Annotated in this window: 20 protein-coding genes and 5 pseudogenes; 7 read left to right on the top strand and 18 right to left on the bottom strand. The window is 71.0% G+C overall.

Going from position 1 to position 23309, the window contains the following annotated elements:
- The 11 genes from DIZ27_RS39035 to DIZ27_RS39090 all read right to left on the bottom strand — a co-directional run.
- The coding region (locus DIZ27_RS39035; RefSeq protein ID WP_109383136.1) for a CaiB/BaiF CoA-transferase family protein at positions 1-1043 on the bottom strand (1043 nt) is incomplete at its 3' end.
- A gap of 67 nt (positions 1044-1110) precedes the next feature.
- Positions 1111-2163, bottom strand: coding sequence for an LLM class F420-dependent oxidoreductase (locus DIZ27_RS39040; protein WP_109383108.1), 1053 nt, complete (start codon positions 2161-2163; stop codon positions 1111-1113).
- A 115-nt stretch (positions 2164-2278) separates the two neighbouring features.
- Positions 2279-3040: a 3-hydroxyacyl-CoA dehydrogenase gene (locus DIZ27_RS39045; protein WP_109383109.1), complete on the bottom strand. Its 762-nt coding sequence runs from the start codon at positions 3038-3040 to the stop codon at positions 2279-2281.
- Positions 3041-3082: 42 nt separating this feature from the next.
- The gene (locus tag DIZ27_RS39050) at positions 3083-4276 is read right to left on the bottom strand and encodes an acetyl-CoA C-acyltransferase (RefSeq protein ID WP_109383110.1); all 1194 of its coding nucleotides are present in this window, start codon (positions 4274-4276) and stop codon (positions 3083-3085) included.
- A gap of 96 nt (positions 4277-4372) precedes the next feature.
- The gene (locus tag DIZ27_RS39055; protein WP_109383111.1) at positions 4373-5176 is read right to left on the bottom strand and encodes a crotonase/enoyl-CoA hydratase family protein; all 804 of its coding nucleotides are present in this window, start codon (positions 5174-5176) and stop codon (positions 4373-4375) included.
- A 70-nt stretch (positions 5177-5246) separates the two neighbouring features.
- On the bottom strand, positions 5247-6701 hold the full coding sequence (locus DIZ27_RS39060) for an aldehyde dehydrogenase (RefSeq protein ID WP_109383112.1): 1455 nt from the start codon (positions 6699-6701) through the stop codon (positions 5247-5249).
- Positions 6702-6970: 269 nt separating this feature from the next.
- The gene (locus DIZ27_RS39065) at positions 6971-7936 is read right to left on the bottom strand and encodes an LLM class F420-dependent oxidoreductase (protein ID WP_109383113.1); all 966 of its coding nucleotides are present in this window, start codon (positions 7934-7936) and stop codon (positions 6971-6973) included.
- Between the two features lie 261 nt (positions 7937-8197).
- Positions 8198-9352, bottom strand: a complete 1155-nt coding sequence (locus DIZ27_RS39070; RefSeq protein WP_109383114.1) for an acyl-CoA dehydrogenase family protein — start codon at positions 9350-9352, stop codon at positions 8198-8200.
- A 190-nt stretch (positions 9353-9542) separates the two neighbouring features.
- Positions 9543-10472 carry a PDR/VanB family oxidoreductase gene (locus DIZ27_RS39080; RefSeq protein WP_309074971.1) on the bottom strand — a complete coding sequence of 310 codons (930 nt, stop codon included), beginning with the start codon at positions 10470-10472 and terminating at the stop codon, positions 9543-9545.
- Positions 10473-10989: 517 nt separating this feature from the next.
- Complete coding sequence (locus DIZ27_RS39085) at positions 10990-11190, bottom strand: hypothetical protein (protein ID WP_109383117.1); 201 nt, start codon at positions 11188-11190, stop codon at positions 10990-10992.
- Positions 11191-11337: 147 nt separating this feature from the next.
- Positions 11338-11973: a TetR/AcrR family transcriptional regulator gene (locus tag DIZ27_RS39090; protein ID WP_109383118.1), complete on the bottom strand. Its 636-nt coding sequence runs from the start codon at positions 11971-11973 to the stop codon at positions 11338-11340.
- Between the two features lie 188 nt (positions 11974-12161).
- On the opposite strand from DIZ27_RS39090, the gene DIZ27_RS39095 reads away from it, so the two are divergent.
- Both DIZ27_RS39095 and DIZ27_RS39100 read left to right on the top strand, forming a co-directional pair.
- On the top strand, positions 12162-13373 hold the full coding sequence (locus DIZ27_RS39095; protein ID WP_109383119.1) for an acyl-CoA dehydrogenase family protein: 1212 nt from the start codon (positions 12162-12164) through the stop codon (positions 13371-13373).
- Positions 13370-14410, top strand: coding sequence for a phosphotransferase family protein (locus DIZ27_RS39100; protein WP_109383120.1), 1041 nt, complete (start codon positions 13370-13372; stop codon positions 14408-14410). The genes DIZ27_RS39095 and DIZ27_RS39100 overlap by 4 nt, the downstream gene beginning before the upstream one ends.
- Before the next feature lie 107 nt (positions 14411-14517).
- Here the strand turns inward: DIZ27_RS39100 and DIZ27_RS39105 are convergent.
- The 4 pseudogenes from DIZ27_RS39105 to DIZ27_RS39120 form a co-directional block, all read right to left on the bottom strand.
- Positions 14518-15599: pseudogene (locus tag DIZ27_RS39105) on the bottom strand (integrase core domain-containing protein).
- A 78-nt stretch (positions 15600-15677) separates the two neighbouring features.
- A pseudogene (locus tag DIZ27_RS39110) lies at positions 15678-16370 on the bottom strand (ISAzo13 family transposase); the annotation flags it as partial.
- Positions 16371-16391: 21 nt separating this feature from the next.
- Positions 16392-17129, bottom strand: a pseudogene (locus DIZ27_RS39115) (IS6 family transposase).
- Positions 17130-17410: 281 nt separating this feature from the next.
- Positions 17411-17695 (bottom strand): annotated as a pseudogene (locus DIZ27_RS39120) (transposase); the annotation flags it as partial.
- 119 nt (positions 17696-17814) lie between these two features.
- On the opposite strand from DIZ27_RS39120, the pseudogene DIZ27_RS49020 reads away from it, so the two are divergent.
- Positions 17815-18014, top strand: a pseudogene (locus tag DIZ27_RS49020) (hypothetical protein); the annotation flags it as partial.
- A 187-nt stretch (positions 18015-18201) separates the two neighbouring features.
- Positions 18202-19590 (top strand): IS1380 family transposase, encoded by a 1389-nt coding sequence (locus DIZ27_RS39130; RefSeq protein ID WP_109383122.1) that lies wholly within the window; start codon positions 18202-18204, stop codon positions 19588-19590.
- Positions 19591-19751: 161 nt separating this feature from the next.
- Here DIZ27_RS39130 and DIZ27_RS39135 read toward each other — a convergent pair whose 3' ends face one another.
- Positions 19752-20243: a cupin domain-containing protein gene (locus tag DIZ27_RS39135; protein ID WP_109383123.1), complete on the bottom strand. Its 492-nt coding sequence runs from the start codon at positions 20241-20243 to the stop codon at positions 19752-19754.
- A gap of 395 nt (positions 20244-20638) precedes the next feature.
- Between DIZ27_RS39135 and DIZ27_RS39140 the strand changes: the two genes are divergently transcribed.
- Positions 20639-21031 carry a recombinase family protein gene (locus DIZ27_RS39140; protein WP_258308763.1) on the top strand — a complete coding sequence of 131 codons (393 nt, stop codon included), beginning with the start codon at positions 20639-20641 and terminating at the stop codon, positions 21029-21031.
- Positions 21032-21047: 16 nt separating this feature from the next.
- Here the strand turns inward: DIZ27_RS39140 and DIZ27_RS46620 are convergent, their stop codons facing one another.
- Together DIZ27_RS46620 and DIZ27_RS39150 are read right to left on the bottom strand one after the other, a co-directional pair.
- On the bottom strand, positions 21048-21488 hold the full coding sequence (locus DIZ27_RS46620) for a DUF6262 family protein (protein ID WP_109383124.1): 441 nt from the start codon (positions 21486-21488) through the stop codon (positions 21048-21050).
- Positions 21478-21747, bottom strand: coding sequence for an integrase (locus tag DIZ27_RS39150; RefSeq protein ID WP_258308764.1), 270 nt, complete (start codon positions 21745-21747; stop codon positions 21478-21480). The genes DIZ27_RS46620 and DIZ27_RS39150 overlap by 11 nt, the downstream gene beginning before the upstream one ends.
- Before the next feature lie 153 nt (positions 21748-21900).
- Here DIZ27_RS39150 and DIZ27_RS39155 point away from each other — a divergent pair, with 153 nt between their 5' ends.
- The gene (locus DIZ27_RS39155; RefSeq protein WP_181383915.1) at positions 21901-22440 is read left to right on the top strand and encodes a transposase domain-containing protein; all 540 of its coding nucleotides are present in this window, start codon (positions 21901-21903) and stop codon (positions 22438-22440) included.
- Between the two features lie 8 nt (positions 22441-22448).
- The gene (locus tag DIZ27_RS39160; RefSeq protein WP_109383126.1) at positions 22449-23204 is read left to right on the top strand and encodes a hypothetical protein; all 756 of its coding nucleotides are present in this window, start codon (positions 22449-22451) and stop codon (positions 23202-23204) included.
- The last annotated feature ends 105 nt before the right edge of the window (positions 23205-23309 follow it).

The following is a 23309-nucleotide window of genomic DNA, read 5'->3' on the forward strand; positions in this document are numbered from 1 at the left end:
GTGGTGGGTGGGGTGGGGGTGGTGCGGGAGAAGCGGGGTGCGGGGGCGGCCTGGGGGATGCCGTCGGGGGTGATGTGGGTGGTGCGGGCGGTGAGGTGGGGATGGGTGGTGGCTTCGGCGAAGGTCAGCACGGGGGTGACGCAGGCGTCGGTGTCGGCGAAGGCCTCGGCCCACTGGTCGCGGGTGCGGGTGGCGAAGACACGGGTGAACGTCTCGCGCAGTCGGGGCCAGCCCGCCCGGTCCTGGGGATCGGGCAGGTCGGCCGCCTCCAGGCCCAGCCCTTGCAGCAGACGGGCGTAGAACTGGGGTTCCAGGGCGCCGACGGCGACGTGCCGGCCGTCGGCGCAGGCGTAGGTGTCGTAGAAGGGGGCGCCGGAGTCGAGGAGGTTGTGGGCGGGGGTGTCGTCCCACACGCCGGTGCCGCGGAACGCCCAGATCATCTGGGCCAGCGAGGTGGTGCCGTCCACGATCGCGGCGTCCACGACCTGGCCGGTGCCCGAACGGTGCCGCTCGTGCAGGGCCGCCAGGATGCCCATCACCAGGTAGAGGGAACCGCCACCGAAGTCGCCCAACAGGTTGAGGGGGGCGGTGGGGCGGGCGCCGGAGGTGCCGATGGCGTGCAGGACACCGGTCACCGACAGGTAGTTGATGTCGTGCCCGGCCCGCTGCGCCCACGGCCCGTCCTGCCCCCACCCGGTCATCCGGGCGTAGATCAGACCGGGATTGCGCTCCACGAACGCCTCCGGCCCGATCCCGAGACGCTCGGCCACCTGCGGACGGAAACACTCCACCAGCACGTCGGCCCGCTCCACCAGCGCCCGCACCACCTCCAGACCCGCCGGGTCCTTCAGGTCGGCCGCCACCGAACGCCTGCCCCGCAGCAGCCAGTCCGCCGCCCCCTCGGGCACCGTGCGCAGACCCCCGCTCGGGCGCTCCACCCGCACCACGTCCGCACCCAGGTCCGCGAGCAGCATCGCCGCGTGCGGACCCGGCCCGATACCCCCCAACTCCACCACCCGCAGGCCGTCCAAAGGTCCGGGCATCATGTCCTCCTCGAGCCCCGCGGCGTGCGGGGCGGGCTTGTCGACGTTACGTGCGGGGGGGAGCCGGTCAGCCGGCGGCGAGTGCGGCGACCTGCTCGACGAGCTCGATGCGCGCGGCTCGGTCGCCCGCGTCGGGGCCCACCGGCTGCAGGGACAGGGTGGTGACGCCGGCCGCGGCGTAGGCGGCGAGCCGCTCGGCGACCTCGTCCTCCGTGCCCACCAGGCACAGGGCGCGCACCAGTTCCTCGGGCAGCACCGCGGCTGCCTCCTCCTTGCGCCCGGCCAGGTAGAGGTCCTGGGTACGCCCGGCCTCCTCCTCGTAGCCGTAGCGGCAGGCCAGGTCGTTGTAGAAGTTCTTGCCCTTGGCACCCATCCCGCCGATGTAGAGGGCGAGTTGGGCGCGGACCGCGTGCAGCGCCTGTTCGGTGTCGGTGCCGACTGCGGCGGGGACGCCGATGCTGATCCCCAACTCGCCCAGTTCCGGGTCGCGTCGGGCCCGGCCCTCGTCCAGCGCGGGGCCGAAGACCTCGGCCGCCTTGCCGGGGTGGAAGAAGATCGGCTCCCACTCCTCGGCGATCTCGGCGGCCAGCGACACGTTCTTGGGGCCGATGGCGGCGAGCATCACCGGGATGCGGGCGCGCAGCGGGTGGTTGATCAGCTTGAGCGGCTTGCCGAGACCGGTGCCCTGCTCCGCGGGCAGCGGGATGCGGTAGTGCTTGCCCTCGTGGACGACGGCCTCGCGGCGCCAGACCTTGCGGCAGATCTCGACCAGTTCGCGGGTGCGGCCGAGCGGTGCCTGGTAGGGCAGGCCGTGGAAGCCCTCGATGACCTGCGGGCCGGAGGCGCCCAGGCCGAGGGTGAAGCGCCCGCCGGAGACGTAGTCGAGTCCGGCGGCCGTCATGGCCATCAGCGTGGGGGTGCGGGAGTAGATCGGCAGGATGCCGGAGGCGATCCGCAGCCGTTCGGTCTTGGCGGCGATGTAGCCGAGCTGGCTGACGGCGTCGAAGCTGTATGCCTCCGCGACGTAGACGACGTCCAACCCCACGCGCTCCAGGTCGCGCAGTTCCTCGACGGCCTCGACGAAGCCGCCGCTGTAGTCCAGTTTCATGCCGATGCGCATGACGGGGTTCCCTTCCGTGGGGAGCCGGGTGGGTGCACCGGCGGTGCCGGGCGGGGACGGCGTCCACGGGTCCGCGACGCAGGTGCGGACCCGTGGACGCCAGGGGGACGGGAGGTCAGCGCGGACCCATCCGGATGGCGCCGTCCAGGCGGATGGTCTCGCCGTTGAGCATCGGGTTCTCCACGATGTGCGCGGCCAGCGCCGCGTACTCGACGGGGTTGCCGAGGCGGGCGGGGTGCGGGATCTGCGCGCCGAGCGAGGCCTTGGCGTCGTCGCTGAGTCCGGACAGGATCGGCGTCTCGAACAGGCCGGGCGCGATGGTGACCACGCGGATCTTCAGGGAGGCGAGGTCGCGGGCGACGGGCAGGGTGAGCCCGACGACGCCGCCCTTGGAGGCGGAGTAGGCGGCCTGGCCGATCTGGCCGTCGAAGGCGGCGACGGAGGCGGTGTTGACGATGACGCCGCGCTCGCCGTCGATCTCCTCGGCGCGGCTGATGCGCTCGGCGGCCAGGCGGATCACGTTGAACGTGCCGATCAGGTTGACCTGGAGGACCTTGGTGAAGTCGGCCAGCGGGAAGGCCCCCTGCTTGCCGACGGTCCTGATCGCGTTGCCGATGCCGGCGCAGTTGACGGCCACCCGCAGGGTGCCCAGTTCCTGGGCGACGTCCAGCGCGGCGGTGATGTCCTGCTCGCTGGTGACGTCGGCGGGGGCGAAGACGACTCCGTCGCCGAGCTCCGCCGCCACCTCCTTGCCGGGCGAGGAGGGCAGGTCGGCGATGACGACCCGGGCTCCGGAGGCGACCAGCTTCTTGACGGTGGCCAGGCCCAGGCCCGAGGCTCCGCCGGTGACCAGGGCGACGCTGCCGTTGATGTCCACGGCTGTTCCCTTCTTCTTACGAGGTGGGTGAAAGGGGGAGGGTCAGAGGCGCTCGATGACGGTGGCGTTGGCCATGCCGCCGCCCTCGCACATGGTCTGCAGGCCGTACCGGCCGCCGGTGGCCTCGAGGTGGTTGAGCAGCGTGGTCAGCAGGCGGGTGCCGGAGCCGCCCAGCGGGTGGCCCAGGGCGATGGCGCCGCCGCGCGGGTTCAGGCGCTCGGGGTCGGCGCCCAGTTCCTGCTGCCAGACCATGGGGACCGGGGCGAACGCCTCGTTGACCTCGTAGGCGTCGATGTCGCCGATGCCGAGGCCGGCGCGGGCCAGGACCTTCTCGGTGGCGGGGATGACGCCGGTGAGCATGAGCAGCGGGTCGGAGCCGGTCACCGAGAAGGAGTGGAAGCGGGCCCGGGGACGCAGCCCCAGCGCCTCGGCCTTCGCCGCGCTCATGATCAGGGCGGCGGAGGCGCCGTCGGTCAGCGGGGAGGAGTTGCCCGGGGTGATGGACCAGTCGATCTCCGGGAAGCGCGCGCCCATGGCCTCGTCGCGGAACGAGGGCTTGAGGCCGCCCAGTCCCTCGACGGTGGTCGTGGCGCGCACGGTCTCGTCGGTGGTCAGGGTGCGCTCGGTGCCGTCGGCGTCGGTGACGGTGATCGGCAGGATCTCGCTGTCGAAGGCGCCGGAGGCGGCAGCGGCGGCGGCCCGGGCGTGCGAGCGGGCGGAGAAGGAGTCCAGGGCGTCGCGGTCCAGCTTCCAGCGGGCGGCGATGAGCTCCGCGGAGATGCCCTGGTTGACCAGGCCCTCGGGGTAGCGGGCGGCGACCGCAGGGCCGGCCGGGTCCTGGCCCTGCGAGCTGCTGAACATCGGCACCCGGCTCATCGACTCCACGCCGCAGGCGATGGCGATGTCGTAGGCGCCCGACATGACGCCCTGCGCAGCGAAGTGCGCGGCCTGCTGGCTGGAGCCGCACTGGCGGTCGATGGTGGTGCCGGGGACGGACTCGGGCAGGCCCGCGCCGAGCACCGCGTTGCGGGCGATGTTCATCGTCTGCTGGCCCGACTGGGAGACGCAGCCGGCGATGACGTCGTCGATCAGTGCGGGGTCGAGGTCGTTGCGCTCCACCAGGGCGCGCAGCACCCGGGAGAGGAGGTCGGCCGGGTGGATGCCCGACAGCTGCCCGCCGGGCTTGCCCTTGCCCGAGGGGGTACGGATCACATCCACGATCACGGCGTCGTTCATGGGACTTCCTTTTCCTGGGAGACGTGCGGACGGGGGTGGGGTGCGGATGCCCGCGGGGTCGCTGTGCGGGCGTCCGGGGTGGCCAAGGGCCGTAGGTCAGCGGCCGGTCCAGCGGGGTGCGCGCTTCTCGGCGAAGGCGCGCGGGCCTTCCTTGGCGTCCTCGCTGGCCATGAGGGTGCCCATCTCCTTGTTGTTGAGCGTCCACAGCTGCGGGTCCAGGTCCGAGCCGTAGGCGTGGCTCTCGCGCAGGAGCCGCTTGGTGCTCTGCACGGACAGGGGCGCGTTGGCGGCGATGGACTCGGCCAGTTCCAGCGCGCTCGCCAGCACGTGCTCGCCGGGCACGACGCGGTTGACCAGTCCCCATTCCAGGGCGGTCTGGGCGGTCATCGGCTCGCCGGTGTAGAGGAGTTCGGCGGCCACCTTGGCGGGGACCTGTCGGGGCATGCGGAACACGCCGCCGGCGGCCGCCATGAGGCCGCGCTTGACCTCCGGCAGGCCCAGGCGGGCCTCCTCGGCGGCGACCACGAGGTCGCAGGCGAGGACGATCTCGGTGCCGCCGCCGAGCGCGAATCCGTTGACGGCGGCGATCAGGGGCTTGTCGATGGGGTGCTGCACCAGTCCGGCGAAGCCCCACTCCTCGTGGCCCTCGGCCGACACCGGCCGTCCGGCGGCGAGTTCCTTCAGGTCGGCGCCCGCGCAGAACGCCCGGCCCGCGCCCGTGATCACGCCGACGCGCAGTTCGGGGTCGGCGGCGATCTCCTCCAGTGCCGCGCCGACGGCGGCGGAGAGGGCGGCGTTCACCGCGTTCATGGCCTGCGGCCGGTTCAGGGTGATGATGCCCACGTGGCCGCGCCGCTCCAGCGTCGCGGCCGCCGCGGCCGTCTCCTTCGAGTTGCTCATGGGTGTCCTGTCTCCTGTGGTGTACGGGTGGGGCCGGTCGGCTGTCGCCGGTGCGGCCCGTGCGCCGGGCTCAGGCGGTCGCGGCCTGCGCGGGTCGGTAGACCGACTTCAGGGAGTGGTAGGGGGCAAGTCCCTCCGGTCCCATCTCGCGTCCCAGGCCGCTGGCCTTCACGCCGCCGAAGGGGGCCTGGAGGTCGACGCCGTACTGGTTGACGCCGATGGTGCCGGTGCGGATGCGGGCCGCGAGGTCCATGCCGTGGTCCAGGTCGGCCGTCCAGACCGTGCCGCCGAGTCCGTAGTCGGAGTCGTTGGCGAGGGCGACGGCGTGGTCCTCGTCCTCGTAGCGGATCACGCACAGCACGGGGCCGAAGATCTCCTCGCGCGCCACCCGCCAGTCGTTGTCCACGTCGGCCAGGACGGTGGGCCGTACGAACCAGCCGTCCGTCAGGCCGTCGACGGGTGCCGAGCCGCCGGTGGTGAGTCGGGCGCCCTCGCGCACGCCGAGGTCGACGTAGCCGCGCACGCGGTCCCGCTGGGCGGCGCTGACGAGCGGGCCGACCTCGGTCGACCTGTCGAGCGGGTCGCCGACGCGCAGGGCGCGGACGGTGTCGGTGACCGCGTCGACGATCTCCTCGTAGCGGGCGGCGGGGGCCAGGATGCGGGTGCTGGCGTGGCAGGTCTGGCCGTTGTTGGTGAGGCTGACGTCCAGCAGTGCGGCGGTGAAGGCGGCCAGGTCGGCGTCCTCGGCGAGGATCGCGGCGGACTTGCCGCCCAGTTCGAGGGTGACCGGGCGCAGCAGTCGTCCGCACTGTTCGCCGATGGCGCGGCCCGCCGCCGTGGAGCCGGTGAAGGCGATCTTGTCGACTCCCGGGTGGGAGACGAGCTGTTCCCCGGCCTCGCGGCCGCCCGGCAGGACGTTCAGGACGCCGGGCGGGAGTCCGGCCTCCTGTGCGGCGTCGGCGAAGTAGAAGGCGTCCAGCGCGGTCTCGGGGGCCGGCTTGAGGACCACCGTGCAGCCGGCCGCCAGCGCGGGTCCGATCTTCATGGCGGCCAGTGACTGCGGGTAGTTCCAGGGGGTGATGGCGCCGACGACGCCCACCGGCTCGCGGCGGACGACGGTCTCCCCGATGAGGCTCGGCCGCACGTCCGTCTCGGGCAGTTCGCGCAGCAGTCGCGCGTAGTAGGCGACGGTCATCGAGGCGCTGAACCCGTTGACCGGGATCGAGAGCGAGAGGGGCATCCCGTTCTCGCGGCTGACCAGCGGGGCGATCTCGCGTCCGCGGGCCTTCAGCGCGGCGGCGAAGCGGTCCAGCAGGTCCGCCCGCTCCTGGGCGGGCATGCTCCCCCAGGGGCCGGCGAGTGCGGTGCGGGCGGCCGCCACGGCGGCGTCCACGTCCGCGGCGGAGGCCATCGCGGTCCGGCCGAGCACCTTGCCGGTGGCGGCCTCGATGACGTCCTGGCCGCTCGCGTCGGCCGGCTCGGTCCACCGTCCGCCGATGAAGAGTTGCCGTCGGTCCAGTTCCATGGAGTTCCCTCGTTTCTTCCGCCTCGTTGGGTGGGCCGTTCCGCCGGGACGTGCCGGCTCCCTGAGGGCAGGGGTGACAGGCTCCAGGGGCGCGCGGCGGCGCGGGTGCGCGGCAGGCTCGCGAGAACGGCGACGGTGCGCCGCGGCGCGAGGGCAGCCTGCCTTCATTAAACTAATGGCTATAGATAATCATAGGGGCGCGGGGGTTCCGGTGCCAGCCCCTGCGCGGGTCCGTCGCCCGCGAGGCCCGGCCCGGCACCCGCACCCGCTCAGCCGTCGGGGGCCAGGTCACGCACGGCGCGCACGGGGTCCTGCGGGTCCCCCACGAGGTGGATCACGGGCGTGGTGACCCCGTTGTCGACGTACTCACCGATCCGCTCCCGGCAGTGCTCGGCGGGGCCGTGGATCACCAGTTCGTCCACCACCTCTTCGGGCACCGCGCGCAGCGCCGCCCGGCGGTCTCCCTCACCCCAGGCCCGCCACATCGGTCCCAGGACATCATCGCGGCCCAGCCACTCGTGGAAGGCCCGGTAGACCGGGACGTTGAGGTAGGCGGTGATCATCCTTCGGCCCAGGGCGCGGGCCGTCTCGGGGTCCGCGCCGGGCATCACGAAGATCCGCGCGACGATCTCCTTGGCCGGGTCGCGCTCGCGCACGTAAGGCGCGATCGTGCGCACGTCGCGCGCGGAGAGCCAGTTGACGATCGCCCCGTCCCCCTCCCGGCCGGCCAGCCGCAGCATGCCGGGGCGCAGCGCGGCGATCAGCACCGGCGGCGGCTCCTCGGGGACGAGCCGGGCGGTGAAGCCCCGGACCGCGAAGGTCTCGTAGGTCTCGTCCACCCGCTCTCCGCGCAGGGCGGCGCGCAGGAAGCGCACGGTGTCCCGGACCCGCTTGTAGGGCTCCTCGAAGGGGATGTCGTTCCAGTGTTCGACGATGACGTCTGAGGAGGTGCCCACGCCCAGGGCGAACCGTCCCGGCGCGGCCGCGGCCAGGGTCGCGGCGCTCATCGCCAGCGTGGCGGGCCCCCGGGTGAAGACCGGCACGATCGCGGTGCCCAGCCGGAGCCGGGGCGCCCAGGCGGAGGCCAGCGCCAACGGGGTGAAGGCGTCGGTCTCGTCCGCCTCCGCCGACCAGACGTCGGTGTAGCCCAGGTCGGGCAGGGAGGCGACCAACTCCTTCTGGTCCGCGATCGAGAGTCCCGCCACCGGGAGTGTGATGCCCCAACGCTTCGTCATGCCCGCTCCGTCGTGTGTCGTCGCCCCGGCCGTCGGTGCGGGCCTTCGCCCGTCACCGCGCCCGGCCGTCGCCTTGCCGCCGCGTGTCGTCCGTCCGGCGGACGGCGCCCCTTGCGCCGTCCCGCCCGGTCCGGCTCCGGCGGGCACCCGCACGTGCCCGCCGGAGGTTCCTCGACGCCGTACCGCGGGCCCCCGTCCGCACGCGATCGGGTCGATCGCGCGCGGACGGCGAGGGGTTGTGGCCCGCGGTCGCGCCGATGGTCAGGAGTTGCGCACCAGATCGCGGCTGATGATCTCCTTCATGATCTCGTTCGTGCCGCCGTAGATCCGCTGGATGCGGGCGTCCATGAACGCCTGGGCGATCGGGTACTCCTTCATGTAGCCGTAGCCGCCGTGCAGTTGGACACCGGCGTCGATGACCTTCCACTGCATGTCGGTGGCCCACCACTTGGCCTTGGCGGCGTCCACCGCGCTCAGCGTTCCGGCGTTGACGGCCCTGACGCAGCGGTCCAGGTAGGCGCGGCTCACCTCGATGCTGGTGCGCAGCTCGGCCAGGGTGAAGCCGACGCTCTGGAACTCCGCGATCGCCTTGCCGAACGCCTGCCGCTCACGGACGTAGTCGAGGGTCCAGCGGAACGCCGCCTCCGCCGAGCTCTGCGCGGCCACCGCGATGCCCAGGCGCTCGCGGGGCAGGTTCTGCATCAGGGAGGCCAGGCCGCTGCCGACCGGGCCGAGCAGGTTGGCGGCCGGGACGCGGGCGTTCTCGAAGAACAGCTCCGCGGTGTCCTGCGCCTGCAGGCCGACCTTGTCCAGCTTGCGCCCGCGGGTGAAGCCGGGGGTGTCGCGCTCCACCACGAAGAGGCTGTAGCCCTTGCTGCCGGCGTCCGGGTCGGTCCGCGCCACGAGCACGATCAGGTCGGCCAGGATGCCGTTGGTGATGAAGGTCTTGGAGCCGTTCAGCACCCAGTGGTTGCCGTCGCGGACGGCGGTGGTGGTGATGCCCCGCAGGTCGCTCCCGGCCGCGGGTTCGCTCATCGCGATCGCCCCGACGGTCTCCCCGGTGACGAAGCCGGGCAGCCACCGCTCCTGCTGCTCCTCCGTCGCCAGGTTCAGCAGGTACCCGAGGACGATGTCGTCGTTGGTGCTGAACGAGGACTGCAGCGAGGACGCGCCGACGCGGGCGATCTCCTCGCACAGGACGACGCGGTAGCGGAAGTCTGGCTCGCCCGCGCCCCCGAAGCGCTCCGGCACGGGGAGCCCCACCATGCCGGCGTGACCGGCCTTCTTCCACGTCTCCCGGTCGACGCAGCGCTCCTCGTCCCAGCGCGCCATGTTCGGCACGACCTCCCGCTGGACGAAGGAACGCGCGGTCTCGCGGTAGGCCTCGTGGTCGGGCTCGAAGAGGTCACTGTCCATCAGGTCTCCTTGTTCGGGGCGGAATTGACGCGCCCATCGGTCAGCTGCACGGTCGGCCGCCGCCGGGGTGCGAAGGGGGCAGGCCCCGGGGTGCGCCGCCCGGCCGTGAGGGCGACTCGGCGGCGCGCCCCGGCGCACGCGGCCCGCCCCTCCCGGTCCTTGCGCCGGGGTGTGCCGGTGGCCCGGTTCGTCACAGATCCAGGACCAGGGTCGGTGACAGGCACCGGGACACGCACGGCATCATCGTCTTGCCCTGCCGGCGCTCCTCCTCGGAGAGCAGAGAGTCCCGGTGATCGGGACGGCCCTCGAGCACGGTCGTCTCACAGGTGCCGCAGGTGCCCTCGCGGCACGAGGTCGGCAGGTCGACCCCCGCGTCGTCGAGCACGTCGACGATGGAACGGTCGGCGGGCACGGTCAGCGAGGTGCCGGTGCGGGCCAGCTTCACGACGAAGCTCCCCGGCTCGGGGGCGTCCTCGAACTCCTTGGGCGCGAAGCGTTCGAGGTGCAGGCTCCCGGACGGCCAGGACGCGGTGAGCTTCTCCACCGCCGCCAGCAGCGGTTCCGGTCCGCAGCAGTACACGGCGACCCCGTCCCGGGGTTCGCTCAGGACCGACTCCAGGTCCAGCAGTCCGCACTCGTCCTGCGGCTGGACGCGGACCCGGTCGGCGGGCTGTTCGGCGAGCAGGTCGAGGAACGCCATGGTGGAGCGCGTCCGCCCCCCGTAGAGCAGCGTCCAGCGTGCTCCGGCCGCCTCCGCGCGGCGGATCATGGGAAGCAGCGGGGTGATCCCGATGCCGCCCGCGACGAAGAGGTACTCCGGGCTGTCCACGAGGGCGAAGTTGTTGCGGGGGCCGCGCACCCGCACGGCGTCCCCCTCGGCCAACCGGTCGTGGACGTGGGCGGAGCCCCCGCGTCCGGCCGGCTCGCGCAGGACCGCCACCTGCAGTTCCGTCCGGTCGGCCTCGTCGCCGCACAGCGAGTACTGACGGACCAGATCGTCGTCGAGGAGCAGGTCGACGTGCGCACCCGGCTCCCACGCGGGGACGTCGCCGCCGTCGGGGCACGCCAGCGTCAGGCGCACCACGTCCTGGGCCATCTGGTCACGCCGTCGGACAACCAGATCATGAACACTCTCGTTCGCCGGCACCGCTCTCACCTCTCAAGCAGTTGCGGATCGACCGCTCGCCGCAACCAGATAATCTTATGGCTGTAGATTAACTGCATCTACTGCGTGCCGCCACCCCCCTCTGCGAAGAAGACGGCTTCCCCCGTCCGGGGGTCCCCGGGGTCGGGACGCACTGGACCGGGGACGGGAAGGTTCACGGAACCATCGCGAGGCGGCGGAGTGCGGGGACCGGCCCCAAAGGCGGGACCGGCCGGGGAAAAGACGGCAGAACCTGCCCGGCTCCCTGTCACGACAAGGACAGGGCGACCCGGGCACGGCGGCGTCGCAGCCCGGCGCGCGGAGACGCCCTCGACGCCCAGGGCAGACATGGGCCCGACCGCGGTCGGTACGCGCACGGCAGCCATTACGGCTCCCAAGCCCCGCACGACGCCGGCGCCGTCGCGTTCCAGCTTCGTCTCCGGGTGTCGCAGGACTCGCCCTGCGCGGCCCGGTGGGGGAACTTGGCATGGCTTCAGCCGGCCATCGGGCCGTGCGCCGCCACCGTCAGCCCGGCCAGGTCCTTGCGCGCCTGCTCGGCACTGGGCAAGCCCGTCAAAGTCGTGACCATGTCAGCCACCTGGCCGCCGCCCGCACCTGCCGGCACCTGGACCGAGGGGGACGGCTTGCCGTCCACTCCCCCCGGCGACGCGGCCTCGCGGACGATCAGCCTCACGGCGGCCGGGCGCCGTCATCGAGTGACCGTGAGTCAACCGTTTGTCTCCCCCGGCCGGCGTACGGATGGGAGCCGGGGGGGGCGCAGGACGGCTCCGCCGTCCCGGCGGACGTGCCCGGGCCCGTGCCCGGAAGCCACGCGAACAGGTCACCCGGAGCCCACCAGGAGGAGGGCGAAGTCGCCGTACTGGTACACGATCTGATCTTCCGTCAACTCCCCGTCCTCGCGGTACCAGACAGCCACGCCCATCCCGAGGTCCAGGATCGCGTACGAGGCCAGGCGGGCCGATGCGACGTGGAAGCGTCCCGCGGCGACCCCGGCCTCGACCAGCTCGCGGAACGCCTTCTCGTACGCGTCGCGCCGGTCCAGGACCGCGGTGCTGTGCGGTTCCTCGAGACTGCGGATCTCCCGGTTGCCGACGAATGCCTCGAGTCGGTGCCGCGCGTGATAGCGGACGTGGGCCTCGGTGGCGCGCCTGAGCCGTTCGGCGGGGTCCTCGGTCCCGGCGACAGCGGTCCGGTGGGCGGCGAGCAGCGCGTCCATCGTGCCGATCATGATCTGCGCGAGCAGCGCCTGTTTGGAACTGACGTGTTTGTACAGGCTCGGCCCGCGGACACCGACGGCCGCACCGATGTCGGCCATGGTGGTGGCCTGGTACCCGCGCCGGGTGAACAGCTCCAGGGCGGCGGCGCGGATCGCGCGGGCGCGCGGGGGGCTGCCGGCTGCCGGGGTGCCGCCGGGCCGGCTCGCAGCAGTGTCTCGATGCGTACGGGGCTGTGGCACGGAAGGCTCCTCGGCGTGGGCTGCGAGATTCAGCTAGCACATGCTAGCTGGACCACGGGCCGCCACGGCAGCGAATCACTGCGGGCCTTGACAAGCCACACACCTGCCCGTTGTCATGTGGCTAACGTCTATTAGCCAGGCTGCCGGGTCGCGCAGTGCGCGAACCTGCCTGGCGTCAGGAGGCACCGTTGCCCGTGAACCCGGACCACAGCCCCGAGGTCGTGGCTCTCGCCCGCCGGACGGCGGAGTTCGTCCGCGAGGTGGTGATCCCGGCCGAGGAGGAGCACGGCGGGGTCTCCGCCGCCGGAGGAGAGGCGCTGCGGACGCGCCTTCAGGAGGCCGCCCGCGAGGCCGGGATCTTCGCCCCGCACGTCTCCCCCGAATACGGCGGCCACGGGCTGGACATGTGCGGTCGCGCGCTGGTGTTCGAAGAGGCCGGCTACTCGCTGTTCGGTCCGCTCGCCCTGAACATCGCGGCCCCCGACGAGGGCAACATGCACATGCTGGAGGCGATCGCCACCCCGGAACAGAAGGAGCGCTACCTGCGCCCACTCGCCGAGGGCCGGGTGCGGTCGTGCTTCGCGATGACCGAGCCGGCGCCGGGTGCCGGCTCGGACCCCTCGGCGCTGACGACCCGCGCCGAGAAGGTGCCCGGGGGCTGGCGGATCGACGGCCGCAAGTGGTTCATCACCGGCGCGGACGGCGCGGCATACGCGATCTGCATGGCCCGTACCTCCGGTGAACCGGGGACCCGGGGCGGGGCGACGATGTTCCTCGTCGACGCCGACAACCCCGGGATGAAGATCGTGCGGCACATCGACACCCTGGACGAGGCCTTCTTCGGCGGACACTGCGAGGTGCTCTTCGACGGCTGCGTCGTGCCGGACGAGGCGGTGCTCGGCGAGGTCGACAAGGGCTTCGAGTACGCGCAGGTCCGGCTCGGCCCCGCCCGGATGACGCACTGCATGCGCTGGCTGGGCATCGCCCGCCGCGCCCAGGACATCGCGGTGGCCCGCGCCGCCGACCGGCAGCTGTTCGGCTCCCGGCTCGCGGAACTCGGCATGGTCCAGCAGATGATCGCCGACAACGAGATCGACGTCGCCGCCTCGCGCGGACTGATCCTGCAGGCCTGCCGGGAGCTGGACCAGGGCCGCTCCGGGGCGCAGTCCACCGCGATCGCCAAGACGTTCACCGCCGAGGCGGTGTGGCGCGTCGTCGACCGGTCGCTGCAGATCTGCGGCGCGCTGGGCATCTCCGGGGACATCCTGCTCTCCCGCTTCCTGCGCGAGGTGCGCCCGTTCCGCATCTACGACGGCTCCTCCGAGACCCACCGCTGGGCGATCGCCCGCCGGGTCGTCCGACGCCACCTGGACGGCCGGACCGCGGGAGCGCAGCCGTGACCACCGAGGCGACGAGCCCTCAGGGCCTGGACCTGGCGGCCCTCCAGCAGTACTTCGAGGCCCGTGTGCCGGACACCGCAGGGCCGCTGCGGGCCGAACTGCTGCACGGCGGCCGCTCCAACCTGACCTACCTGGTCACCGACGGCCGCTCCCGGTGGGTCCTGCGCCGCCCCCCGCTCGGCGTCCTGACGCCGTCCGCGCACGACGTGGGGCGCGAGTACCGGATCGTCGCCGCGCTGCAGGGCACCGGCATACCGGTCGCCCGGACGGTGGCGCTGTGCGAGGACCCCGACGTGCTCGGCGCGCCGTTCTGCGTCGTCTCCCACGTGGCGGGCACGGTGCTGCGCACCCACGACGACCTCCACGCCCTGTCCCAGACGGACATCGACAACTGCGCCGGCGCCCTGGTCGAGGTGCTCGCACGGCTGCACGCCGTGCCGTACGAGAAGGCCGGGCTCACCGGTTTCGGCCGGCCCGAGGGCTACCTGACCCGGCAGGTCCGGCGCTGGCGCGACCAGTGGTCACGCGTCGCCACCCGCGACCTGCCCGACATCGACACCCTCCACCAGCGCCTGGCCGCCGAGGTGCCCGCCGAGAGCGGCGCAGCCATCGTCCACGGCGACTACCGCATCGACAACGCCATCCTGGATCCGGCCGACCCGGGGACGATCCGCGCACTCGTCGACTGGGAGATGGCAACCATCGGCGACCCACTCGCCGACCTGGGCATGACCCTGGTCTACCGGGACCCCGCGTTCGACCCGGTACTGGGCGGCTCCGCCGCCTCCACCAGCAACCGGCTGCCCTCCCCCCACGACCTCGCCGAGCACTACGCCCGCGTCTCCGGCCGGGATCTGGGACGGCTCGCCTTCTACCTCGGCCTCGGCTACTTCAAGATCGCCGTGATCGCCGAAGGCATCCACGCCCGCCACCAGGCCGGAATGACCGTCGGCCACGGATTCGAAACGGTCGGCGACGCGGTGCCCCTGCTCGCGGCGGCGGGACTGCGCGCACTCGCGGAAGGAAGGACCGCGTGAACACCCAGGCAGGCACAGCGGACTCCCCGGCAGAGGAACGCTCGGCCGTGCTCGTCACCGGAGCCCCCCGCGGCATCGTGTAGGGCTCGGAAAGTCATCGCTGCACGTCAGGCAACGTATCGGTGCTCGTTGATGACGCCGCCGAGGACGCGGGTACGTAGGAGTCTTCGGTCGTCGAGGTCGTGGACGGTGGCGGGCCGGCGGTCGGCGTCGGGTGGGAGCTGTTGGCGTGCCCGGTGCGGCCGATGCCTGTTGTAGTGGTCCTGATAGCTGGTCAGCACTCACCGGGCGTGGGCCTCGCCGATGATCAGGACGTGGTCGAGGGCCTCGCGCCGGATACTTCCGATCACCCGCTCGCAGTGTGCGTTCATCCGGGGAGCCCGCGGCGCACTCAAGATCACATGCAGGCCCTCGGCCTCGAAGACCGCGTCGGACGCCGCACCGTACGTGTCGTCGCGGTCCCGCGGCAGGAACCGCGACGAGTCCGTGCGCCTGCCCAGGTCGGCGGCCACGTTCCGGGCCTGCTGGACAGCCCCTTCCCGGGTCGGGTGGGCGGTGACGCCGGTGATGTGCAGCCGCCGGGTGCCATGCTCGAGGAACGCCGGCGCATACCACCACTCACCGAGCGCGGTGTCCACGTGGAGGAAGTCGACCGCGACGATGCCCTGGGCCTGGGCCGTCAGAAACTCCCGCCAGGTCGGGCCGGAGCGGCGCGGGGCCGGGTTGAGCCCGGCCGCATGCAGGATCTGCCACACCGTGGAGGCGGCGATCGGGTGCCCGAGCCGGGCCAGTTCGCCCTGGACTCTCCTGTGCCCCCCACCGTGGATTCTTCCTGGCCAGGCGGAGGGTGAGCTTCTTGAGCGCGGCTTTGGTGGGCGGCCGGCTTGGCCGCGTCGGGCGGTGTAGTCCCACTTCGCCACGATCAGTCGGCGGTGCCAGGCCGGCAGGGTCCCGGGGTGATCGGGAAGACCGCTCGCCGCCGGCGGCGGGGGATGAGTGCGGACAGCGCCGTGAGCCAGAACCGGTCCGCGGGCTCGTAGCGCACCGGCCCCTTGAGCTGCCGACGCAGCACCGCGTTCTCGTGCCGCAGTACGAGCAGCTCCGCGTCCTTGGCCGTGTCGCGGCGCAGGAGCACCGTCGGGACGGACAGCGGCTTCCGGGTCATCTGGTACGGCAACGGCACGATCACTCGTGCATGATCCCAACCGCCCCTGAAGGCGCCCGAGATGCGCCCTCACGTGCAGCGATGAATAAACGAGCCCCACAGGATCGATTCCACGGCGAACGCCGCGGTGTCGTGGTCGCACCCGACGTTGACCCAGCCGGTGTTCGCGGTGATGTCACAGAGCCCGTAAGGGACGGCCTTGCCCGGCCCCTGCCGGTCCAGGAAGTCGTGCGTTTTGCCCCTGGCCGGTTCCTCCTTCGGCATGCACTCACGGCCACCGTTCTTGTACTGGCCGACCAGCTCTTTCTTCTTGGTGTCCACGCTGATCACGAGGTTCCTGGCGTCCCGGTGATCGCGGGCTTGTTCGTTGATGCAGCGGAACTGGGCGTCGCGGCCCGGGTGCTGCGTGCCCTCGATCGTCTTGGCGTTGGCCTGCAAGCTGAAGCCCTCCTCGCGCAGCAGGTCGCCGACGGTGTCCGCCGGGACGCGGTGGCCCTGCCGGGTGAGTTCGGCGGCGAGTTTGCGTGTCGACCTCGTCATCCAGCGCAGCGGCGACATCGGGTCCCCGCGCATGTCCGGCTCGACCAGTGCCAACTGTGCAGGTCGCAGCCCCAAATCCACCGCGGCGGCCCTCTTGCGGCCGCCGCCGGGGCGGCGGACCCGACCCAGCGGCTCCGCACCCGCTTCCAGCTCGTCGACGCCGTTGCGGACGGTGGTCTCGCCGACCTCGGCCGCCCGCGCGGCAGCCCGGATCCCGCCGTGGCCCAGGATCCGGGCCTCGGCCCCCCTCAGCAGACGGCGCTGGCACTTGCCTGGTCAGGCCGTGGTGGGCAGGTTGGCAGCGCCGGTGATCTGGTCCCAGAGGGCGAAACGGACGGTCATCTCGGCTCGGTGGCCGGAGGCTGTCATCAGGTGGCGGTGGGGGCGGAAGTGCGGTGAGATGCCGCTGAACGCGGACAGGAAGCGCTGGGCTGCGCCGACGGAGCGGAAGCCCTTCATGACGCGTTCGCGCTGCCGGGTGGGCTGGTGGCTGTTCTCSGCCCGSTTGTTSAGGYMCTKSKRCKRSCGGTGCTCCACCGACGGCATGACCTCACGGTGGGCGGCGCCGTAGGAACGCAGCTTGTCGGTGACGACCACCCGCGGCACCGCACGCGTCTTCGTCAGCAGGCGGCGGAAGAACCGCCGGGCCGCAGCGGTGTCCCGCCGGTTCTGCACGAGGATGTCCAGGACGTTGCCGTCGGCGTCGACGGCCCGCCACAGATACTTCTGCTCTCCGTTGATCCTGACGAACACCTCGTCCAGATGCCATGTATCACCGGGCCGGGGCCGRCGGCGGCGCARCSCRCCGGCGTASKSCTGSCCGRACKTSRCRCACCAGCGSCGSACCGTCTCATRSGAGACGATCACGCCACGGGCGAGCATCAGCTCCTCGACCTGACGGAAGCTGAGCGGGAAGCGGAAGTACAGCCACACGCAAGGCGAGATGATCTCCACCGGGTACCGGTGCCCCTTGTACGACGGCGGCGCGCTGTCCACGGACAACCCCTCCCGCATGATCAACCAGAAGATCATCCCACCCGCTCAGCCAACGTGACAGCGCCGGTTCAAGTGTTACGAGGCTTCGGGCACTGGTTCCTCTCGTACGGCTTCTCGTCTCGCTTGCCGGGCCCGTACTGTCTGGCAGTGCCAGTACGTCCCGTCGTTGTCAGGGCTGCTTGCCACCCTCCCGCGCGTCTCCACGGTCAGGCTGCCCTCAGCTTCGCTGGCCTGCTGCGACAGACCAGCGGCGGGGGTCTTTCACCCCCGCCCGGAAATAGCGGCGCCTCGTGGCGCACCAGCGCGTACTTGAAGTCCATGCCGTAGCGGACGCGATGCGCCGCCGCGCGGTCGGTGAGATTCTCCACGAACTGCAGCACCCCCACCAGGGCGAGCCGGCCCGGCGACCAGCCCGGCCGCCCCCGCTCTGCGAACGCCTCGGCGAACTCGGTGTCCGGGAACAGCTCGCCCAGCTCATCGCGGACCCGCATCGCCAGCGGATACGGCCCACGGGCTGCGACCGCGCGAGCCACCTGCGCGGTCAGTTCCGGCACCTGCGGCCAAGGCCGCGACTGCATCGACATCCAGCACCCCACCCGCGACCGGAACGGCAAAACGGTCGCCACCCCGGCCAACGAGCCGTCACACCGGACGGCACGGAATTAACCAGCGGGATCGGTGACACGTTCGTTAATGGCACCCGTACCTGGACGCCGCCGTCGCCCAGCTCCGCGCCGAGGGCCACGACATCAAGGACGAGGACGTGGCCCGGCTCTCCTCGCTCAAGGACCGGCACATCATCCTGGCCGCTACCTGTTCAACATCAGGGCCAGCGGCCCCGGACAGGGTCTGCGCCCCTTTCGGGACCCGGACGCACCCGAAGACACCGATGACGGGGACTGACGGGCCGCACCGGCCGGGCCGCTTTCGGGCAGTCCCGGGCGTGTGACGCAGGGACCGCAGCACTCAGCCTGGATCCACCGCGCGATAGTCGGTCTGCGGGCGACGAAATGAGAAGAGGTGCCCGCTGACCTGGGATGATGAAAGTTCCTACGCCCTCATCAGTCCCACGAAGCAAGGCACCTCGTAAGTGAGAGTCTCCCATAGCCCGGCGACGCTGTTCGCCGCGTTCGACGCCCCGGACCTGATCGCGCATGCCGGGCTGGTTCCGACGATCCGGCTGGCCGAGCGGTGCGGGCTGCCCGCCCTGGTGGCCGAGAAGGTGAAGCTCACCGGCGCGGCCAACGGTGCCGGTACGGCAGCCGACGCGAAGGCCTTGTCGATCGTGGGCGGCATGATCGCCGGGGCGGACAGCATCGAGGATTTGGACGTGCTCCGGCACGGTGGCCTGTCCCGCCTGTTCGGCGGCGTGCGCGCCCCGTCCACACTGGGCACCTTCCTGCGTGCCTTCACCTGGGGACATGTGCGTCAACTCGAGTCCGTCATGCGGGCGTTCACCTGCACTCTGGCCGCGCACACCGGTCTGGTCCCGAAGCGGGACGAGGTGGTGTTCGTGGACATCGACTCCAAGGTCAAGCAGGTCTACGGGCCTGCCAAGCAGGGCGCCTCGTTCGGCTACACCAAGCAACGCGGCCTGCACTTCCAGATCGTCACCGTGAAGACGTCGACCTGCGCACCCGTGATCGTCGCCACGAGACTGCGCAAGGGTTCGGCGGGCTCCGGCAAGGGAGCGGCGAGTCTGCTGCGTGAGGCACTGGCCACGGTGCGGGCGATGGGCGTCACCGCACGGATCGTCGTCCGCGCGGACTCGGCGTTCTTCTCCCACAAGGTCGTGGCCGTCTGCCGCGCGGCCGGCGCCGCCTTCTCTCTGGCGGTCGCGGTCACGAAGACGGTCCGCGAAGCGATCGCGGGCATCGCCGCGGACGCCTGGACGCCGATCAAGTACGCCGCCGCCATCTGGGACGCCGAGGAGGAACGCTGGGTCTCCGATGCCGAGATCGCCGAAGTCCCGTTCACCGCGTTCACCAGTAAGAAGAAGGTGTTCCACACCACCGCCCGGCTGATCGTGCGCCGCGTGAAGCGGCTGAACGCTAAGTCCGTGCCTGCCGGGCAGGCCGAGCTGTTCGGCGTCTGGCGCCACCACGTGATCTTCACCGACAGCCCGTTCGTTCTCGTCCAGGCCGAATCCATGCACCGCGAACACGCCGTCATCGAGCAGGTCTTTGCCGACTTGGAAGACTCCGCGCTCGCCCATCTGCCGTCGGGGAAGTTCACCGCGAACGCTGCTTGGCTCACCCTGGCCGCCCTCGCCTACAACCTCACCCGGGCCGCCGGCCACCTCGCCTCCGTCTTCCATGCCAGGGCACGGACCGGCACCATCCGCCGCCATCTGATCAACGTCCCCGCCCGGATCGCCACCGGCGCCCGTCGCCTCACTCTCCACCTGCCCCGGCACTGGCGCTGGCAGGACGACTTCACCGATCTGTGGACGGCGACCGGACAGCGCATGGTCACCTGACCTGCGCGACCGCCCTGCCCGGCCACGACCCGAAAGACTTTGGAGACCCCGCACCGGACGGCCATCCGGCGATCACTGCTGCCCGCACCCCGAAAGATCACCCCGAACCCGCCCGAAACCGAAGATCAGAATTCACGCGGTGGATCGAGGCTCAGTGCAGTCTAGTCGTCGAGCATGTCGGTGTTGTACTGGTCGTGCCTGATCCGGAAGGCTTTCAACTCTTCGCGGCTGCGCTGTGAGTACTCCGCCGCCTTCTCGAAGTACTCCTCCCTGGGAGCTCCCGGTGTGAAGAGCAGCAGCAGCGACACCGGGTCGTCGCTGTCGTTCTGGAAGGCGTGGAGCCCGCCGGGCGGTATGTAGAGGAAGTCTCCCTCGCCTCCTGTGACCCAGTGTTCGCCGTTGTAGAGCCGGACCTCGCCGGACAGGACGTAGAAGGACTCGGAGATCGTACGGTGGAAGTGTTCCGTGGCGCCCATGGTCTTCGGCCCCATGTCGATCTTGTACAGGCCGAACTCGCCGTTGGTGTGCTCCTGCTTGGCCACGTAGCTGATGTCGGCGCCGCTGAAGCCGGTGTCGGGCTGCGGGGATGCAGGTTGGAACAGTGCGCTGACCTGGCCCCTTTCGCCGAAATAGCGGGGCTCTGGGTAGGACATGGCGACTTCCTTTCGGGTCGGCGGTGCAGCACCGCACAGGACGCCTCACCCAGCGGGGCAAGGATCTGGCCGACGAAACGGTCGCGGCCCACCTGCGGGACTACGAGGACATATCGAATCGACCACGCACCGGACCGCGGAGCCGGTCCGCCGGAGGCTGCACGCCCCTTCAGCAAACCTTCGTTTTCTGAAGATCGCTCCCGAAGGGTCGTCCGGACCCCTCAGGCCCTTCAAAAAACCCTTCAAAAGCCTGAGGCATTCAACAACCTCGGACCGCCGTTTTCTGACACGATCCGGAGCCATGGCGACCTCTCAGGAGCCGACGGACGGTACGGCGGACTTGCTCATCGCCGAGCCGCTCGTCCGCACCGAGATCAAGATCGGGTAACGCGCGGGTGTCGACCGGCGGGCAGAAACTGGAGCGACAGCTCGACGCGCTCACCGCCGCCGGATACCGGAAAATCTTGCCGGACAAGAAGTCCGGCAAGGACGCGTTCCGCCCCGAACTGAAGGCGTGGCACGCCTTCCTCGACGCAGGCGACACGCTCGTCGTCCCCTCACTCGACCGCTACGGCCGCAGCCTCCAGGACCTCATCAACATGGTCGCCGAGCTGCGCGAGCGCGGCATCGGCTTCACCTCGCTGCACGAGAACCTCGACACCACCCCCGGCGGACGGCTCGTCTTCCACGTCTTCGCCGCTCTGGCGGTTATCTCAAGCACGCCGATCAAGCAGGGCTGTGACCTGGGCGGCCAGGTCAAGGAGACTGTCTTCGACCTGGCCGCGTAACACCCTCGAAGCCCGGTCAGCACGGGCCGATCGTTACTGAAGAGCAACGCGGTGCACTGGGTTCGGGGCCTGTGCATGCGGATGCCCGCTGGTCACCGAGCGCGTGAGCGAGCTGCCGACGCAGACGCTGATTCTCTTCCGTGAGATGCCGGTTCCGTTCCAGGGCCGCCTCCAGGCGTGCGTGCAGCGAGGCATCGGAGGAGCGCTCAGCCGCAGGAATCGGCGGCGAAGGGGAACGCCGGCTCACGTCACGGAGCCGTTCGATCTCGGCTCGGATGTCAGGCTGGCCATAGAGCCAGGAACGTGAGATGCCAGCGTGCCGGGCGACGACCTCGAAGGACACCGGGGCTCCGATGCGGTCGAGTTCTCGCAGGGCCTGGATGGCCTTGGTGCGTGTCAGTTCGTGCCGCTTTCGGGCGGCAGCGACGAGCGGTGCGGTGTTGGGCTCAGGAGGCATCGGCGGCCTGCTCACCGGTGTCTGCCTGGCCGTCGTCTTCGAGCGACGTGATGATCTTCTCCAGATTGTCGGCGACCTGCCGGTTCATCTCGACGGGCCGTTTCTGCCCACGGGCCTCGGCCGCGGAGATGATGTGCAGGGTCTGCTGATGCTGTTCACGGTGCTGGGGCAGGAACTCGGCGGTGGTGATGAACATCGGGCAGGTCAGACACGAGTTGGCGTGCGGGCAGGACTGCACCACCCGCAGTCCGCTTGTCAAGTCAATGAATGAGAGGACGGGGGCCCTGGTAGACCCCTGTGGTGTCGAGCCCAGAGATCGTCGCACCGGAGGCCCCGTTGCCGCGCAATTCTGCCAGCTGTGCGCCCACCACGTCAGAAACCTCTGCCCAGGCCCCCGGCCATTGAGGGGGAGTTGACCCAGATCATCGATCCGCGGCTGGTGGACTCGGTACTCGAGGAGACCGGCGCGCGCGAGCGCCGTGTGCGGCTGCTCCCGGCACGGGTCGTGGTGTACTTCGTGCTCGCCCTGGCCTTCTTCGAGAACTCGTCCTATCAGGCGATGTGGGGCAAACTCACCGCCACTCTCGACGGGATCAGCACGGCCCGGCCTGCCGCCTCCTCGCTGCCGCGGGCCCGCTGTCGGCTGGGCAGCGCCCCGCTGCGCCGCCTGTTCGAGATCCTGGCCGGCCCGGTCGCCACGCGCACACAGAATGGATCCTTCTTCCACGGTCTGCGGGTGGTCGCGGTGGACGGCACCACCTTGAGCATTCCCGATGAGAAGGCTGTGACCTGGCACTACCCCAAGCATGGCGGAGAACGGCTCGAGTTCGGCCATCCCCTGCTGCGCCTGGTCGCCCTGGTCGAGTGCGGCACCCGAGCCCTGATCGGCGCGTCCTTCGGACCGGATACCACCGGCGAACTCGGCTACGCACACCGGCTGCTGACCACCTGAACGCCTCGATGATGCTGCTGGCCGACGCCTACTACGACGCCTTCGACTTCCTGGCCGCGGTCACGGACACCGGTGCCGCCTTCCTGCTGCGCTCGACCCGCAAACGGCGGCCGACGGTGCGCCACCCGCTGCCGGATGGCTCCTGCCTGACCACCATCTGCGCCGGAAAATACCAGGCGGGACGCGGCTATGGACGGCTCGAGGTACGGATCGTCGAGGCCCGGATGACGACCGTCACGCTGGCCGACGGCACCCGCCGCACCGAGCTGTGGCGGCTGATGACCAGCCTCCTGGATGCTGACCGCTACCCCGCCCAGGAACCGATCGCGCTGTATCACCGCAGGTGGCAGGCGGAAACCTGCTGCTTCTCGCTGAAGTCGACCATCCTCGGCGAGCAGGAGGTCTACGCGCTGCCGACCGCCTACCAGGCACTTGCCCACGTCGCGAGTGACCTGGTCACCGCCCGACCGGGCCTGTCGGCACAGCGCGTGAGTTTTGTTGTGCTGCTGCACGCCGCCGACCAGATCGTGGTTGCCTGCGGCATCGTCGCGGCCGACCCGGTGACCCTCGTCGGGGCGATCGGCCGTGCCGCCCTGGCCGACCTCTTGCCGAAGACACCGCGCCGGCGGCTGAAGGCCCGCATCCGCAAGCGCAACAGCAAGTACACGTTCACCGCCGGAAAGCACCCGAGGACATCCCAGGCGTACACCCTCCGCTACGAGATGATCAAGGAGGACGGCCTTGACAAGACCAACGTGAGCTAAAAGCAACGGTGTTGCACGTCGTGGGACATGCCCCCTGGTGAGCCGGGATGCTCACGCAGGGGAACCGAAGCCCGTCGGCTTGCGTTCATGACGCGAGAGATTAAG

Source organism: Streptomyces sp. NWU339 (assembly GCF_003143855.1).
Lineage (GTDB): Bacteria > Actinomycetota > Actinomycetes > Streptomycetales > Streptomycetaceae > Streptomyces.